Annotated in this window: 12 protein-coding genes, 1 tRNA gene and 1 pseudogene; 6 read left to right on the forward strand and 8 right to left on the reverse strand. The window is 31.0% G+C overall.

The features are described from left to right. Position 1 precedes the first annotated feature (1 nt). Both J2Y38_RS20205 and J2Y38_RS20210 read left to right on the forward strand, forming a co-directional pair. On the forward strand, positions 2 to 3,157 hold the full coding sequence (locus J2Y38_RS20205; RefSeq protein WP_309846139.1) for a lantibiotic dehydratase: 3,156 nt from the start codon (positions 2 to 4) through the stop codon (positions 3,155 to 3,157). Next, a complete protein-coding gene (locus J2Y38_RS20210; protein WP_309846142.1) occupies positions 3,135 to 5,330 on the forward strand; it encodes a peptidase domain-containing ABC transporter in 2,196 nt (731 codons plus the stop codon). Before J2Y38_RS20205 ends, J2Y38_RS20210 begins: the two co-directional genes overlap by 23 nt. A gap of 173 nt (positions 5,331 to 5,503) precedes the next feature. On the opposite strand, the gene J2Y38_RS20215 is transcribed toward J2Y38_RS20210, so the two are convergent. The 4 genes from J2Y38_RS20215 to J2Y38_RS20230 form a co-directional block, all read right to left on the reverse strand. After that, positions 5,504 to 5,575 (reverse strand) — tRNA-Glu (locus J2Y38_RS20215). 154 nt (positions 5,576 to 5,729) lie between these two features. Beyond that, positions 5,730 to 6,263: a hypothetical protein gene (locus J2Y38_RS20220; protein ID WP_309846144.1), complete on the reverse strand. Its 534-nt coding sequence runs from the start codon at positions 6,261 to 6,263 to the stop codon at positions 5,730 to 5,732. Between the two features lie 28 nt (positions 6,264 to 6,291). Beyond that, a complete protein-coding gene (locus tag J2Y38_RS20225) occupies positions 6,292 to 7,056 on the reverse strand; it encodes a ThuA domain-containing protein (RefSeq protein WP_309846148.1) in 765 nt (254 codons plus the stop codon). Between the two features lie 102 nt (positions 7,057 to 7,158). Beyond that, positions 7,159 to 8,679 (reverse strand): hypothetical protein, encoded by a 1,521-nt coding sequence (locus tag J2Y38_RS20230; protein WP_309846150.1) that lies wholly within the window; start codon positions 8,677 to 8,679, stop codon positions 7,159 to 7,161. Positions 8,680 to 8,805: 126 nt separating this feature from the next. Here J2Y38_RS20230 and yiaA point away from each other — a divergent pair, with 126 nt between their 5' ends. The 4 genes from yiaA to J2Y38_RS20250 all read left to right on the forward strand — a co-directional run bounded on the left by yiaA (position 8,806) and on the right by J2Y38_RS20250 (position 12,426). Next, the gene (gene yiaA, locus J2Y38_RS20235) at positions 8,806 to 9,279 is read left to right on the forward strand and encodes an inner membrane protein YiaA (protein WP_309846152.1); all 474 of its coding nucleotides are present in this window, start codon (positions 8,806 to 8,808) and stop codon (positions 9,277 to 9,279) included. Positions 9,280 to 9,350: 71 nt separating this feature from the next. Further along, positions 9,351 to 9,668 carry a hypothetical protein gene (locus tag J2Y38_RS20240; RefSeq protein WP_309846153.1) on the forward strand — a complete coding sequence of 106 codons (318 nt, stop codon included), beginning with the start codon at positions 9,351 to 9,353 and terminating at the stop codon, positions 9,666 to 9,668. A gap of 214 nt (positions 9,669 to 9,882) precedes the next feature. Next, entirely contained in the window at positions 9,883 to 11,895 is a 2,013-nt protein-coding gene (locus J2Y38_RS20245; protein ID WP_309846155.1) for a M13 family metallopeptidase, read from the forward strand. Positions 11,896 to 11,940: 45 nt separating this feature from the next. Further along, positions 11,941 to 12,426, forward strand: coding sequence for a hypothetical protein (locus J2Y38_RS20250; protein ID WP_309846157.1), 486 nt, complete (start codon positions 11,941 to 11,943; stop codon positions 12,424 to 12,426). A gap of 221 nt (positions 12,427 to 12,647) precedes the next feature. On the opposite strand, the pseudogene J2Y38_RS20255 reads toward J2Y38_RS20250, so the two are convergent. From J2Y38_RS20255 to J2Y38_RS20270, 4 genes and pseudogenes are all read right to left on the reverse strand, one after another. Next, positions 12,648 to 12,996 (reverse strand): annotated as a pseudogene (locus J2Y38_RS20255) (XRE family transcriptional regulator). A gap of 218 nt (positions 12,997 to 13,214) precedes the next feature. Then, a complete protein-coding gene (locus tag J2Y38_RS20260; RefSeq protein ID WP_309846159.1) occupies positions 13,215 to 14,099 on the reverse strand; it encodes a hypothetical protein in 885 nt (294 codons plus the stop codon). Between the two features lie 2 nt (positions 14,100 to 14,101). After that, positions 14,102 to 14,965, reverse strand: a complete 864-nt coding sequence (locus J2Y38_RS20265; protein WP_309846162.1) for a DUF6175 family protein — start codon at positions 14,963 to 14,965, stop codon at positions 14,102 to 14,104. A gap of 4 nt (positions 14,966 to 14,969) precedes the next feature. Continuing rightward, positions 14,970 to 15,833 (reverse strand): CsgG/HfaB family protein, encoded by an 864-nt coding sequence (locus tag J2Y38_RS20270; RefSeq protein ID WP_309846165.1) that lies wholly within the window; start codon positions 15,831 to 15,833, stop codon positions 14,970 to 14,972. Positions 15,834 to 16,103: the final 270 nt, after the last annotated feature.

Raw genomic sequence — 16,103 nt, forward strand, 5'->3', positions numbered from 1 at the left:
TATGAATCCTATTTGTAACTTAGAAAATGCATTGATAAGAAGGCCGCTATATTCTTTTAAAGATTATGGCTTGATTCCGAGTGATACAAAAAAATTAGATGCATTTATAAACGAATTATGGAAAGATGTTATTTTTAAAGAAGCTTTGCTGCTGGCCTCTTCAGAATTGTATCACGAATGGGAAAAATTAATTATAAGTAATAACTCGGAAAAAAGTAAAGTTTTAAAAATTAATTTTTCTATCCTAAAGTATTATATACGTATAACAACTAGAAGTACTCCTTTTGGTTTATTTTCCAGTTATTCCGATTTTAAAATTGGAGACGAAACTGCATCAGATAGTGAACTTAGAACAAGCGAGGATAGATTAGAAAGATTTACAACTTTTGATTTGGCTTTTCTTTATAATCTTATTCGTAATATCAACAATAATATTTCCGCTAGGGAAATACTTAGATATTCTATAAACAATTCTATTTATAAAATAGGAGATAGTTATAGATATGTTGAAGTACTATTTAAAAATAACAAAAGGGAGCATGTACTTACATCTTTAGAATCGGATGAAGTATTAGCTTTGATTTTTCCATATTGCGAAACTCCTCGAACAATTCATGAATTGTCGAATCTCTTGGTTGAAAATGTCGAAGAAGTTACTTATAGCCAAGTTACAGAATATATAAATGGCTTAATCGATTCTCAAATCTTAAAAAGTAATTTAGACATCTCCCTAAATGAAACTTCTCCATTAGAGCAAATCTTGACTTTTTTTGAAGAACATGCAATCGCTATAGAAAGAGATGACTATTTGAATACGTTATTTTCTGTTCTCAAAAAGCTTAAAACAAAACTAAATGAACTAGATGAAACCATCGGTAATGATTTTGAAAAATATAGTGAAATTTATGCTCTAGTGGATCAAACCAACATTAGTTATGATAAAAAATTCATTCTAAATGTTAACTTAAGAAACAATTTGAACAATCAGTCTTTAAATTCAAAGGATCTTAAGAATGTCAAAAAAGCTATAGAAGTTCTCAGTCATTTTTCAGAAGAACCATCGAATAAAAATTCAAATTTAGTAAGATTTAAAGAAGCTTTTTATAAAAGATATGAGGACAGAGAAATTCTTTTGGGAGTTGCTTTGGATAACGAAGTAGGGATAGGTTATATTCAATCAAATAATGAAAATAATGATTTCTCCGATTTAATTGATGACATAGAATGGGAATATAAAGAAAATAGACTAGAAGACATAAAATTTGACAATAAAATTCATCGCTTTTGGAATAATCATTTTAATAAAGCTTTAAAAAGCAATTTGAAAGAAATTGATTTAAAAAATGTTGATTTGTCTGCTTTTAAAGATAACAGTGATAAATTATCGAAGACTTTTTCGGTGATGTTCAATAAAACAGATGATAAAATCATTATCGATTCTATTGGAGGATCTAGTAGTTTAAATTTGATAACCCGCTTTTCAAGTGCAGATTCGAAACTTGAGAAAATGATTAGACAAAGTGCTGATTTTGAGGAAGCAAATGAAGATATAATTTATGTAGAATTGCTGCATGTTCCGAATGATAGACATGGTAATATATTGTTAAGAAAAATTGACAGACAATATGAATTGCCTTATTTAACAAAATCTTCAAAGGAGGCCCATAGTATATCAATTGAAGATATTTTTTTAAGCATAAGGAGAGGTAAAATTATTTTAAAAAGTAAATCTTTAAATAAACAAATAAAAATATACAATACCACGGCGCACAATTTTCATTATAACTCATTGCCAATTTATCAGTTTCTGTGTGACTTACAATATCAAGATATTTTGGGAGGACTATCATTAAATTTTGGGAGATTAAATAGCCATGCGTTTAACTATTCTCCTCGTGTCATCTACGGAAAGAACATCGTCTTGTCAGCCGCTTCTTGGAGAATAAATTATGATGACCTAAGATTTTGCTATAACGAAAAAGAGAACATTATAGATATTCGGAAATTTACAGCATTTAAGAAAGAGCATGATATACCGAAGCTTGTTTATTTATCCGTGGGAGATAATAAATTATTAATAGACACAGATAATGCAATACTTCTGCAATTTGTTTTTGAAGATCTCAAAAAGAAAAAAGAACTAGTTCTTACGGAATGTTTGTACGACTTGACTAAAGATTTTTCGGATAATGAAATAATAGTCCCATTTGTTAATAATAATTATGTAGAAAACAGTTTAGTTTTAAAAAATGAAACAGCGAAAAATATTAGAAGCAAATTTATTCCAGCAGAGGATTGGTTGTACTATAAAATATATACTGGTGTAAAAACAGCAAACAAAGTACTAGTTGAAACTTTAGCTCCATTGGTAGAGATATTAAAAGAGCAAGGTCTCATAAAAAAATGGTTTTTCATAAGATATCGAGATACAGATTTTCATTTAAGAATTAGATTTGCTTTTAACGAAAAGATGGAAGGAAGTGTCCAGAAAATAATGGAGTTGTTTAATAGTTATTTAAAAACCTATGTTGAAAATCATCTAGTTTGGAAAATTGAATTAGCAACCTATGATAGAGAATTAGAAAGATACGGATGGGAGCTTATCGATTTGGCAGAAACTTTTTTTTGTCGCGATAGTGATTTAATCATTAAATTGATCGAACTCACCAAAGAAAGAAAAGAGGAAAATGCACTTTGGATGTTGTCACTTAGATGTATTGATGGCTACCTTGATTTTTTTAAATTTTCGCCTGAGATGAAACACAAAACGATGGAATCTTTGTATAATTCTTTTCAACAAGAGTTTGAAGTTGGTAAAAGTGTAAGGAAACAAATAGATACAAAATATAGAACTTATCTGCCAATTATAAAAGAAATTTTGGAGACAAAGTCTGGTAATTATAATAGCTACGTTATGCTCATTGATAATTCGATTAAAGATATTTTTGAAGAAATGAGTCAATTACAAACTAAAAAAGCTCAAAAACTAATAAATAGCTTTATCCATATGCATATAAATAGGCTTGTTAAATCAAGTCCTAGAACCCACGAATTAGTGATGTACGGGATCTTAGAAAAATATTATAGAATGAAATTGACACAAGAGAAATATTTAACAAAATCAAATAATTACGATGAGGTTCATTCCGCAACATGATCAGATGGATTGTGGTCCCGCATGTGTGGCAATGATTTCTTCTATATACGGTAAAAAATATACATTGCAGTATCTTAGGGATAACGCATATTTATCTAAGGAAGGAGTGAGTCTTTTAGGTATTTCATTAGTTGCGAATAAAATAAATTTAGAAACCTACTCGAGTAAAATAGATATAGAAACTTTAGATAAGGAAGGTACGCTCCCTTGTATATTACATTGGAACCAAAATCATTTTGTTGTATTATATGATCATAAAAAATCATACTTTACTGGTAAATATAAATTCAAAATCGCCGACCCAGGACATGGCTTAATTTCTTTGAGCCAAGAAGAATTCAAAAAATCGTGGCTTTCAGATGACAACAAAGGCGTGGCACTTTTCTTGAGCCCAAATGAGGAGTTTTATAAGCAAACACCACCTAAAGAGGAAAAACTAAATCTAAAATTTATTCTTAGCTACCTGATACCTTTCAAAAAACAAATCGGAATCATGTTTGGATTGTTGTTTTTGGGGAGTTTGCTTACTTTAATTTTTCCGTTTTTAACCCAAAACCTCATTGACAAAGGTGTAAATCTCAAGAACATGAGTGTTGTTTCAATTATTCTGTTGGCTCAATTAGGTGTTTATCTAGGAACAATAAGTATTGAAATTATCCGAAACCAGCTGATGCTTTATGTAGGTACAAAAATAAGTATAACCATTATTTCCGAATTTCTAAAAAAGTTATTGCAGCTCCCTATCAAGTTTTTTGACACCAAAATGATGGGCGATTTCAATCAAAGAATTCAAGATAATGAAAGAATAGAGGAATTTTTGACCTCGCAAAGTCTGCTTACATTCTTCTCAATCATTAGCTTTTCGGTCTTCTTTGGTGTGCTTTGGTATTATGATTTTAAGATTTTGGTCGTTTATTTGGCATTAACATTCCTGTCTATAAGCTGGTCTTTTTATTGGCTGCATAAACGTAAGATTCTTGATTATTTTCGTTTCCAACAGCGCTCCCAAAATAAAGAATCTATTTATGAAATCATCAATGGGGTAACCGAAATGAAGCTTAACCAATTCGAAGATTTCAAACGTAAAGAATGGGAAAATATCCAACAGAAACTCTTCAAAATTAACATCAGAATCCTGAAAGTAGACCAATTTCAACTTTCTGGTTTTGAGTTTTTGAACCAAATAAAAAATATATTGGTAACATTTCTCGCAGCTACTTTTGTAATAAAAGGTAAGATGACACTAGGGGAACTTTTGAGTGTTTCTTATATTGTTGGGCAAATGAATTCGCCTGTAAACCAGTTAGTAAACTTCTTTCGTTCAATGCAAGATGCGAGACTGAGTTTAGAAAGGCTTAATGAAGTGCAGAATCATCCAGCTGAAGAAAACGCAAATGATACATCACTTATATTATCTAAAATAAATACAGATAAAGCAGAAATACAATTCAACAATGTAACTTTTCAATATGACGGACCAAAAGCACCATATGTTTTAAAAAATATTAACTTCCGAATTCCAAAAGGCAAAATAACTGCGATTGTTGGGGCAAGCGGTAGTGGAAAAACTACATTAATGAAATTACTGCTGAAGTTTTATGAACCAACGCATGGTGAATTGTTTTTTAATGATGAAAATATAAACAACATTTCAGCAAAAAGCCTCCGCCAAAACTGCGGTGTAGTTATGCAAGATGGTTTTATATTTTCTGATACCATAGAAAGAAATATTGCTACAGGTGATGAAAAGATAGATAAAGAAAAACTACAAAATGCCGTAAAAACTGCCAATATTAAAGAATTTATTGAAGCTTTACCATTAAAATACAATACTAAAATTGGAGCATCAGGTAATGGAATTTCAGGCGGGCAAAAACAGCGAATCCTCATTGCAAGAGCAGTTTATAAAAACCCGCATTATATCTTTTTTGACGAGGCAACATCTGCACTTGATGCCGAAAACGAAAAAATTATACATGACAATTTGCAGGAATTTTTTAAAGGAAAAACGGTCGTTATTATTGCACATCGTTTAAGTACCGTAAAAAACGCAGATAATATTATAGTATTAAAAAATGGCGAAATCGTAGAACAAGGAAATCATTCTAAATTGGTTTATAATAAGGCTGATTACTTTAATTTAGTTAAGAATCAATTAGAGTTAGGAAATTAATTAATTCTCATGTTATTTTTGAAAAGCACCTAGATATTAAAAGGAATAAGTCTTAAAAAAAACTCATCCCTTTTACTTATATAGAAAAATACTAAAGCTAACTTTAGATTTGAATAAGGAAGATTAAAACAAAAAAGCTCCAGATTTCTCTGAAGCTTTTTTATTTTTATAAGTAGTCCGTGGGGGAATCGAACCCCCCTTACCAGGATGAAAACCTGGCGTCCTAACCGATAGACGAACGGACCTGTTTTTCTAATGCGGGTGCAAAAATGTGATTAATTTTTGAAATGAACAAAGGATTTCAAGAAAACTTTTTTAGTTATTTTGAAGAAGTTAAAGGTCAGTAATTTAGGAATTACAAACGTCTCAAAAGTTTCTGACTTTTTTTGTTTTGATACATTATTTCGGTTGTTTGCTTGGTTCTTTCTGTTTCATTGTTTCCAAAATCAGAAATACTTTTTTTAAGTCTGCGGCAGAATTTGCACTGGCAAAAGCGTGAATATATTGGTTCCAGCCTTCATTGCTTCCGCTTTCAACAATTGACTGAATAGAATATTTGCCTTTGCAGTTATAGACTGTCCAATCTGCATTTTTGTTTAGAATCTTATGCTGCATTTTTTCTGTTTTACAGCTATCACTAGCTGATTCAAACTGACTTGGATGATTGCCAAAATAGAAACCGCCTGAAAAAGCCGCTGTAGCTGTCGTGTCTGTAGGATAGAAATAATAAACAGAAAAGTCAGGCCCTCTGTTTTCCTTAATAGTATAATTTTTTGGGATAGAAATATAGTAATTGGTATCTCCAATTTGCTTTTCGGTTAATTGCTTCAAATAAGGATTTTCTGGAATATGTTTTGTTTTTTTATCAGAACAGCCTAAAATGGTTAAGCTTAAAAAGACAGAAAGAAATGGAATTTTCAGATTGATATTCATACTTATTTAAATAAAGATTAATGTTCTTTTATTTGCCCATTGCATAGGTGATTCCTCCAAGCAAATGCTGTGTAAAAAGAGGATCGCTGTAACTTTCAGGGCTGTGTCCTAAAGCAGTATAAAACGCTCTGCCGCCATCATATTTGTGATACCAGGCCAAAGGATGATTATCGCCATGTTTACCACCTTTGTACGAAGTTTCATCAATTTTTATAAGCACATTTACGTCTGGATTTAAATATTTAAAATTGTACCATTCATCTTTTCGTTCCCAAATTGCTGGAAGATGTTTTGTAGATGGATGTTCATGATTGACAACTATTAGTTTAGCATTTTGCGGTTCAGGATGCCCTTCAAAAATTCCGCCGATCATTTGTGTATACCAAGACCATTCTGGTTCGCAGTTTGTAGCCGAATGAATGCCTACAAAACCATTTCCTTTTTCTATAAATTTTTGCAAAGCTAATTTTTGATTTTCGCCCAAAACTTTACCAGAAGCACTTAAAAATATAACGGCTTTGTATTGTTTCAAGTTCTTTGAATTAATTGCCAGAGAATCTTCAGTAGCATCTACCAGAAAATGATTTTCTTGTCCCAGTTTTTTTATCGCTGCGATTCCGGCAGGAATGCTTTCATGCCTGAAGCCGTTAGTTTTAGAAAAAATCAGCACTTTTTTGATTTTACCAGAAACAGGTTGTTCTGTTTTTTTTAAGTGAAAAGAAACTAGAAAATAGCTTGTCAGTATAATGAAGCTAAATAAAAATGATTTTTTTATTGAAAACAGGTGGTTCATTTTGCAAAATTTTATTTTGGGAAGATAGAAAAAAATATTCTTGCCGGTTGTATTTTCAGATGTTGAAGGCTTATTATTTTTTTCGGATTGTCAGTTTGCTCCTTATACAGAATGTGTAGCAGGAAAATATGCTTTCAGGAGATTTAAAGTTGTTTCATAGATCGATTTTTGTCTCACTTTTGCCAGTAACCAGGATAAAAAACTCATGATTACAATGTCTTTAGGGCCATTTTGAGCAGTAATTATAAAATCTTCTATTGCTTTTTGAAATTTTTGTGTTTGTATAATTTCAGGTTTCATTACATATTGTTCTACAAACAAAAGATATTGAACAACACGTTCTTCATTTACTGTTAAGAGGTATTTTTTATAACGTCGTTTAAAACTTTTTATTCGGGACAAAGCTAGTTCAATGTTTTCTTGCTGTGCGTGGAGGAGAATTTCAACAAGACACTTTTTTATTGTCCAGTCCATGCCCATTTTCTTTTCGTACCAGCTATCAGTATGGTTTAATTTTACCATTTCTTTTACAGCATTACGTCCGACATTTTGCTGTATATAAAAAACGATAAGCATAAGCCGAATGTCGTTACTGTCATTAGGATCTGCTTTTTTGTTTGAAGAAAGAGATTTTTCAGCAATTTCTATTGCTTTTTGAGCATTGCCAAGATAATTTTCATTGAAGGCTAATAATAAAAAATATCTAAGGCAGAAACGCTGATAATACTTGCTGGATTGTTTCTGAAGTTCTGTAAACATCAAATTAAGATAGTTTAAAGACTCAGTAAACTGCCCATTACGAAAATAGAAGTTAGCTATAAAATACAAGATGTAGATATGATAGTATAAATGCCTGTCGGTCAGATCGGTTTTTTTGCTAATAAACCTATAGCTTTTAACAACAAAAGGCTGTATAAGTGAGAAATTGTTGTTTATAGAAGCATATTCATTGGCAATAAATAATATTTGATATAGAGATTTAAAGGTTAATCCTTGTTTCAAAGATATTCCATGTGTTTCAATAGTATTTTTTATAAGTGCCTGAAAATCTACTATTCGGCCTTCATGATAAATAGCTGCAAGTTCCCGACGCAAAACGGCATAACCTAAATTAAGCTGTTCCTCATATTCGAGCTGTTTTTTATTCGCTTTAAATTTTGTTATTATTTTTTCGATTGGTTCTGACAAATTGAAATGAGCAAATTGTATCTGAGTCAAATATATTTCATTAAGAAGACTGAAATGTTCAATACTCAATGCAATCTCTTCAGCTTTTATAAGACATTTAAAAGCTGTTTTTATAAGTTTATGTTCAAAAAATAAACGACTTACAACAATAAAACGAAGTATTGAATTTTCTTCTGAACTATCATTTTCAAAACTCCGATTGGCCATGAAATTAATCATGTTGTCATAAAGTCTTTTTCTAAGAGCATGATAGGCATCAATATTTTTTTTATTTTCTAAAATCTTTTTGTTAAGTTTTATATCATCAGTTTTTAAAGAATTAAATAATTCGATATTACCTGTGTCTTTACGTTTATTCTTTTTTGATAAATACTGTATAAATGCCTTTTTTTCGACGTCATTCATCATATTTGATATTTCTTCAAGTGTATTCATAAGTATAGTTTTATCAGGATAAAAATAGTAAAATGGATTTTTATATCGTCAGTTTTATGAATAAATTAGTTTTTAGAACTCCTTTTTCATGCTGACATTTGCCTCATAATTATAAAACATAAAATTATGGAACCGCTAAAATCAAATGAATCAAACAACAATTCAGAATCAAAAAATGCAAGATCAAATTATGGAAACAACCCTTTAAAGCCAAGTGCCGCTTTCGTTGGCGCATCCTGGATGACGTTAATTATAGGTATGACTTCCTATTGTATTGGTCTTTATAATTCGGCTATGGCTTACAATGAAAAGGGATATTATTTTACTATTCTCCTTTTCGGTCTTTTCTCTGTAATATCAGTACAAAAAAGCGTGCGAGACAGGCTGGAAGGAATCCCCGTAACCGATTTATATTATAGTATAAGCTGGTTCAGTACCATAGCTTCGATAGTATTATTAATAATTGGGCTTTGGAATGCCAGTTTATTACTCAGTGAAAAGGGATTTTTCGGAATGTCATTTGTATTAGGACTGTTTTCTGCTCTTGCTGTACAAAAGAACACGAGAGATCTTAAACAATTTGAATCGACTAACATATAGTTTTAGCGGGCCTCATTACTGTCACACAATTGTGCAGTTTTGAGGTTTTCTAACTTTAAAAATCTATGTATATGAAATATAAATACAAAACGTCTATTTATATTCTTGGTGTATTGTTGCTGGTAATTAGCATCTTAGATAAGATTTACTGGATATATATGTGCACTAAATACACTGATTTCGAAGAAACCAAAGCAGCTTATCTTAGTTTATTTCCTGAGTTTATAGCTAATGCTTTTTTCTTAACTATTATTGATATAATCGTATCGGGAATAGCAGCTATTATCTTTTATGAATCTAAAAAGACAGGTTATTTGAAGAGACCATCTAAAGTTTTGATGATAGTATCTTTGATCCTTTGTGGATGGAGTATATTTTCTTTGATGTAACTGATATGTTTTTAATAATCAAGATTTAAGTAAAAAGAAAGCTTCAGAGAAATCTGGTGCTTTTTTAGTAACGGGAACCATTCTGACAAAAACTTTAGAATTAAAAACTGAATTCGTATATTGTTCTTCTAAAATCTGATAGGCAAAATATATACATTTTAAAATATTTGTCTTCAAACTTTTTCAGTTCATTTTAATAGAAATTATCTAGATTATGAAAAATTCATTAATACTCTTTATTGCAACCTTAGCTTTTACAGCGTGCTCAAAACATGAAGGAAAAAAAAGTATCGCGATCACAGGAATAGATTCTACATTGCGGCCTGGTGATGATTTTTTTAAATATGTAAATGGAAAATGGTATGATTCTGTATCAATACCTGCATCTCAAGCCGGAGTTGGCGCCTACATGTTTATGAATTTTCCACAACGAATTCGCCTGCAGGGAATACTGGATAGTGTTTCGCAAAGCAAAAATGCAACAGGAAGTATTGCACAAAAGGTAGGAGATTTTTATGCATCAGGTATGGATACTGTAACTATTGATAAACGAGGTTTTACGCCTATTAAACCTTTATTGTTTAAAATTGAGGCAATTAACGATTTGCCATCCTTAATGAACTTTGTAGTTAATGAAGTAAAAGCAGGTAATCCTTCTATCATTGCTTTTGGAGTATCACCCGATCAGAAAAACAGCAGCATGAACATTGCTGAAATCTATCAAACCGGTATAGGATTACCAGACAGGGATTATTATTTCAAATCAGATTCATCAACTGTTGCCATACAGGAATCATACAAAAAATACTTAACTGCATTATTTCAACAAACTGGCAGCGATGCTATAGAGGCTAAAAAAAATGCTGATTTGGTTTATGATATTGATAAACAACTTGCCGCTTCGCATAAAACAAAAGTTGAACTTAGAGATGTGCAGGCAAATTATAATAAAATAGCTGTAGCAGACCTTGTAAAAAGGCATCCCAACATAAATTGGACTACTTTTTTAAATAATTTAGGTGCTCAAACCGATTTTATTAATGTTGGTCAGCCGGCCTATTATGATGCCCTTAATAAGCTTTTAAAAACCATTCCCATTAATGATTGGAAAATTTACCTAAAAGCAAATTCTCTGGAAAGATATGCGGATGATTTAAGTAAACCTTTTGTAGATGCCTTATTTGAATATACCAAAGTACTTTCTGGTCAGGCAGTTCAAAAATCACGTGGCGAAAAAATGGCCAATGTCATTGACAATTACTTAGGCGAAGCATTGGGTGAATTGTATGTAAAGAAATATTTTTCGGAAGATGCCAAAAAACGTATGCTGGTTCTCGTGAATAATTTGCAAAAAGGCTATGCCAAAAGAATTGATAAATTGGAATGGATGAGTCCGATTACGAAGCAAAAGGCTAAAGAAAAATTGTTTGCCATTACTAAAAAAATAGGATATCCAGATAAATGGAGAGACTATAGTAATGTAGAAATAGCCAGAGATACTTATTTTGAAAATATGGTTTCGGCCTCTAAAGCTGCATATCAATTTCAATTGGCAAAATTGGGCAAACCAGTCGATAAATCAGAATGGTATACTACAACTCCAACAGTTACGGCCTATAATAACCCTACTGCAAATGAAATTGTTTTTCCTGCAGGTATTTTACAGCCTCCATATTTTGATAATAATGCAGATGATGCGCTGAATTACGGAGGAATTGGAATGGTTATAGGTCACGAAATAACCCATACTTTTGATGATCAGGGTGCTCAATATGACAAGGATGGAAACCTGAAAAACTGGTGGACAAAAGAGGATTATGCACAGTTTAAGTCAAGAATACAACAAGTTGTTAATTTGTATAATACCTATACTGTTTTAGGAGATTTACATATTAATGGCGCAATGACAGTTGGCGAAAATACGGCGGATATTGCCGGAATAGCAGTTGCCTACGACGCCTTTAAAATGACCGAACAAGGAAAAGGAAACACAAAAATCGACGGTTTTACTCCAGATCAACGCTTCTTTATTTCTATAGCCAAAATATGGAGAGTAAAAATGAAAGACGAGTTCCTGCGTTTGTGGATTAACAATAACCCACATTCGCCGCCAAACTGGCGTGTTAATGGCCCTCTAATGAATACGACACCTTTTTATAATGCATTTAATGTAAAACCTGGAGATAAAATGTTTTTGGCGGAGAAAGACAGAATAACGATTTGGTAGTATTCCGCTCTTACGAACATAAACACAACAATCATATAATCAAAAGTGAAAATTCAAAACTTATTCTTCTCACTTTTAGCTATTGTTGCATTTTCCTGTAATAAAGACGATGATAATAAAGAACGTGCCCTCGATTGTCAGCCAACAAATATATCAATGAAGATAAACGGCGAACTGCAAACTTTCCAGGCAATAGGTTATGGAATCGATCTCATTTCAGAGGGATACGTATTACACTTAAACGGTGCCAGAAGAAGTAATGATCCTCTTAAAGAACAAGGAATCGCTATTATTTTGCCGTATAAAAAAACCGGACAAAATGTAATCAAAAACTTTTTTTACCATCAATATATCAACGAAGTATCATTTGATGGAGATTTTACTGAAGGTGAATTTCAATGCAACGTTAAAATAAATAGAAAATCCTGTTTCTTGGCAACATTCTCAGGAAAACTAAGTGATGGCAAGCAGGAAGTAATCATAACAGACGGAATTATTAGTTATCAATATGAAGATCCTTTTGATAATTAAAAAGTAACATAGAGGATGCTGCGTACTATTTTTAATTCCATGCTGGCGTGAGTATCATGCTCGTGAACGTGACGAAAAATAGATGTACAGATAAAGTATCAATTAAATTTCTTAAAAATAAAAAAGCTTCAGAGAAATCTGGAGCTTTTTGTTTTAGTTTGTTATATCTATGTTTGATACTTATCTCAAATTTCACTTGAATTAATATCTTTTTATAAAGTTTATTTATCCTTTAATAATTTCTCTAAAACCTTAATATGTTCATCTTTGGTTTTCAAAAGTTCCAAATTTAAACGTTTAATTTCCTCTAAAGCTTCGATCCATTTTTCTATTGGATTTACATTGAAAGTTGGATAATAGTTGTAACCATTAGAAAGTATTTGAAATAATATTAATTGCCTGTTCCTCATCAAAATTCTGAAAAGCTTCAACAGGAATTCTCAATGAATTAGAAATTTGTTTAAGCAGATTATCTTCAATAACATCTTTCTGCTCCAGCAAAGAAATTTTCTTTTGATTTCAGTCTTCTCCCAAATCAAAAGCCAGTGCTTCCTGTTTGATGCCAAGCATTTCTCTAAACCGTTTTACGTTTCTTCCCTGATGTATTTTCTGTTCCGTAAATGAATTTAATTTTCCGAAAGCTCAAAGATAAAGCCATTTCGATTAAAAACCTGAATTTCAAAGATAAAAAATACCCGCTCCTAGAAGAATTCCAAACCTGAATAAAAGCTGCGCAAAGTCTAGAGACATTTGCGCAGCTTTTTTATTTACTTTTCAAAGTGTACAGCCTAATCATACTCTACAGAGTGTGCAGCATTAAAATAATAAGCCTTTGCAATTTCTTTGATTGCATCGATTCTTCTTTTTTCTAAATCAATTACTTTGTTTTCGTCTTTCTCTACTTTGCCAGAAATTTGACCAATCAGTTTTTCTACTTCTGCATAACAACTTGAATTGGTATCAATGATGTTCAAATACGACAAAGCATTTTCATAATTTTTTATTGCAATTTCTGCTTTTGCTTTTACAATATTTTCTTTACAAAGTTTAGATTGATATCCTTGATAATAAGTAAGTGCATTTTTTTGAGCTTCTAAATAACAACTATTTCCTGTTTCTGGAATTGACTGAGCTAAACTTAATGCTTGCTCAAAATCATGCTTAGCACTTAGTCCTTTTGCTTTGCTTAAAATATTTTTACAATTTTCGTTATAGTACTTAAAAATATTTTCTTTTCCTTTTGTTATAAAAGCCAACAGATCTTTATCATCTACTTTAATTAACGAAAAAGCATTTGTAACTGCAAGTTCTTCAGTTTTCCCACTTCCTTTTATCTTTTTTGAGACAATATTAAACGATTTATTTGATGAGATTTGTTTGATACTTAAGGTCAAATCAATTACTGCTACAGTAATTTTTTCAAGACCACCCTGCACAATGCTAACATCATCAACATTAATTACTGGGTGAATAACAAAATCATTATTGTAACCATAACTTACAACACCAGATCTATTTATTACATTAGAAAGTTTACTTTCTAATTTTGTAATTTGTGATTCGGTTATTTTTTGATTCGGTTCTGGCAAGATTAAACCAATTGTTAAATCGTTATGTTGTGCAAAACAAAAATTCGTAACAATAATGGTAATAATTAAAACAATTTTTTTCATTTCTAATTGATTGTAATATATATTGTACTTCCTTTTATTTCTTTACTAGGTTCAAGATTTATTGTCTTTAAATATTTAAAAATTTCAAGAGCAAACTTATTGGCTGTATAATTATTTTGATTTTTATCTTTTAGCGGTATTTTAACATCGTCAAAAATCATTTTTAAGTTTGTGGTACCTTGAATATGATAATTATTATTAAAAGAATTCATTGAGAACCATTCTTCAAGAACATCCGATAAAGGTAATTTATCATTGCCAACCTGACTAGTCATATTATAAGTGGAGTTTTCAGAAAAAGAAAAATCAACCAAAACAGAACGTCCATTTTTCGCAATTTCAGCAAATTTTACATTCATAACCGCGATAAATTCTTCCATTGTTTTATCGATTGCTTTAGAAACCAATCTTCCAACATCATTGGTTTCGAATTTACCAGAATTACTAACTTTATTTGAAAGTGAATTACCCGTTGAGGTATCATACGATGAAATAATAACACTGGCACTTGCCGTATTATATTCTTTTTTCACGTCGGTTTCTGCTACAACATAAACATCACAGCCTGACATTTCTATAATTTTTGATTTTATATCACTCTGATTATCTGATGTAAAAATTTGATTATCTTTAGCAGCTTTTAATTTCCCGACAAAATCTACTGTCGTAAAACCTCGAGTATCAAATCCTTCTTTTATTTTTGTAATTGCAATTCGGCTGTTTATATTTTCATCTAAAATCGTTCTTAGATCTTCTCCATCTTTTATAAATGGAATCACCATTATTTTTGGCAGTTGTACAGATGTCTGTGCAAAATTAATAAGAGTTGAAAAACAGACTATAAGTAGATAGATTAGTTTTTTCATAGTTTTACTGACTAATAATTTCGCATTTTAAGTTAGACCCTGATTCTGATTTTGCCGTAATAACAGCTCCTCCTGAAACAACATTACAGATAGAAAAATTCTCATCCTCTACTTTTTCTACAACAATCTGACCTATTTCTTTCTTTCTAGGTATTTTTTTACCGTCCACCATTAATGATGTCAATTCAAAAACTTTTAACGTCGTTTGAGGTTTTAAACCAATTCCTGTTCCGCCGGAAATCAAAATTTTTACAGCCTCATTTGATGCATTCTTTTCTTCAATACTTGCAATAGATGCCGTAATTTTAAAATTATCTTTTATGAATTTTTCAATATTAGGTTTAACAAGATCCAAAGCTTCATCGTAGCCATTTTTCCCTTTTCCTTCAGCAGAAAATTTTTCGCTTGCCATAATTTCTCCAGTCGAAACATCAATTACTTTTATATTAAATGATATCTTGGCTTTTCTGCTAGGAATACTAAAACCTCCAATACCACTCAATTCGCTTTGTTTCTCTTCAAATAATGCTTCTGTTACATTTCCGGTAACTATATAACTGGCTCCCATTGATTTTGATTGTTCAACAGTTTGTCCATCAATATAGTCTTCACCCATTTGTGTCTTTTTTTCGCCTTTAATCAATGCCATTTTTTCTCTTTCAACTAGCGTGAATCTTTTTGCTGCTAAAAAAGCATCAGAGACAGCATCTTGAATAGCAATTATATTTTTAGTCTGGTTTTGATTCTGGTTTCTGTTGTAATTGCTCTCATTACTGTTAAAAGGCATTATTCCTACAATCGTTTTTGATTGTGAAAATCCTGCAAATGTTAATAATGTAAAAATTGTAGTTAAGTAAATGTGTTTCATCGGTTTTATTTTATTTGTTCTTGATAATTCTTTGTTTAATAGTTCAATCGCATTTTGTAATTCTATTGCAATACTATGATCAATTTTAAAGTATTTTTTACGTTTTTCCGTAACTCAATATTTTTCAATTAAATTAAAATGAATCAGCTTAAATTTATTTTATACCATTTCCAAAAGAGTTCTAAAAAAATGCAATTAATTTATCATCATGAATTGAAATTTGCATGATAAAAATTGTTCTCAAAAATATAAATTCACCCATATAATCTG

The organism is Flavobacterium sp. 2755 (genome assembly GCF_031455715.1).
Classification (GTDB): Bacteria; Bacteroidota; Bacteroidia; order Flavobacteriales; family Flavobacteriaceae; genus Flavobacterium.

Excerpts from the sequence above, each read along its gene's own strand:
- J2Y38_RS20205 (WP_309846139.1), top strand. The coding sequence starts at position 2 with ATGAATCCTATTTGTAACTTAGAAAATGCATTGATAAGAAGGCCGCTA.
- J2Y38_RS20230 (WP_309846150.1), bottom strand. The coding sequence starts at position 8,679 with ATGAATACACTTGAAGAAATATCAAATATGATGAATGACGTCGAAAAA.
- J2Y38_RS20265 (WP_309846162.1), bottom strand. The coding sequence starts at position 14,965 with ATGAAAAAACTAATCTATCTACTTATAGTCTGTTTTTCAACTCTTATT.
- J2Y38_RS20210 (WP_309846142.1), top strand. The coding sequence starts at position 3,135 with ATGAGGTTCATTCCGCAACATGATCAGATGGATTGTGGTCCCGCATGT.
- J2Y38_RS20220 (WP_309846144.1), bottom strand. The coding sequence starts at position 6,263 with ATGAATATCAATCTGAAAATTCCATTTCTTTCTGTCTTTTTAAGCTTA.
- J2Y38_RS20260 (WP_309846159.1), bottom strand. The coding sequence starts at position 14,099 with ATGAAAAAAATTGTTTTAATTATTACCATTATTGTTACGAATTTTTGT.
- J2Y38_RS20225 (WP_309846148.1), bottom strand. The coding sequence starts at position 7,056 with ATGAACCACCTGTTTTCAATAAAAAAATCATTTTTATTTAGCTTCATT.
- yiaA (WP_309846152.1), top strand. The coding sequence starts at position 8,806 with ATGGAACCGCTAAAATCAAATGAATCAAACAACAATTCAGAATCAAAA.
- J2Y38_RS20270 (WP_309846165.1), bottom strand. The coding sequence starts at position 15,833 with ATGAAACACATTTACTTAACTACAATTTTTACATTATTAACATTTGCA.
- J2Y38_RS20245 (WP_309846155.1), top strand. The coding sequence starts at position 9,883 with ATGAAAAATTCATTAATACTCTTTATTGCAACCTTAGCTTTTACAGCG.
- J2Y38_RS20240 (WP_309846153.1), top strand. The coding sequence starts at position 9,351 with ATGAAATATAAATACAAAACGTCTATTTATATTCTTGGTGTATTGTTG.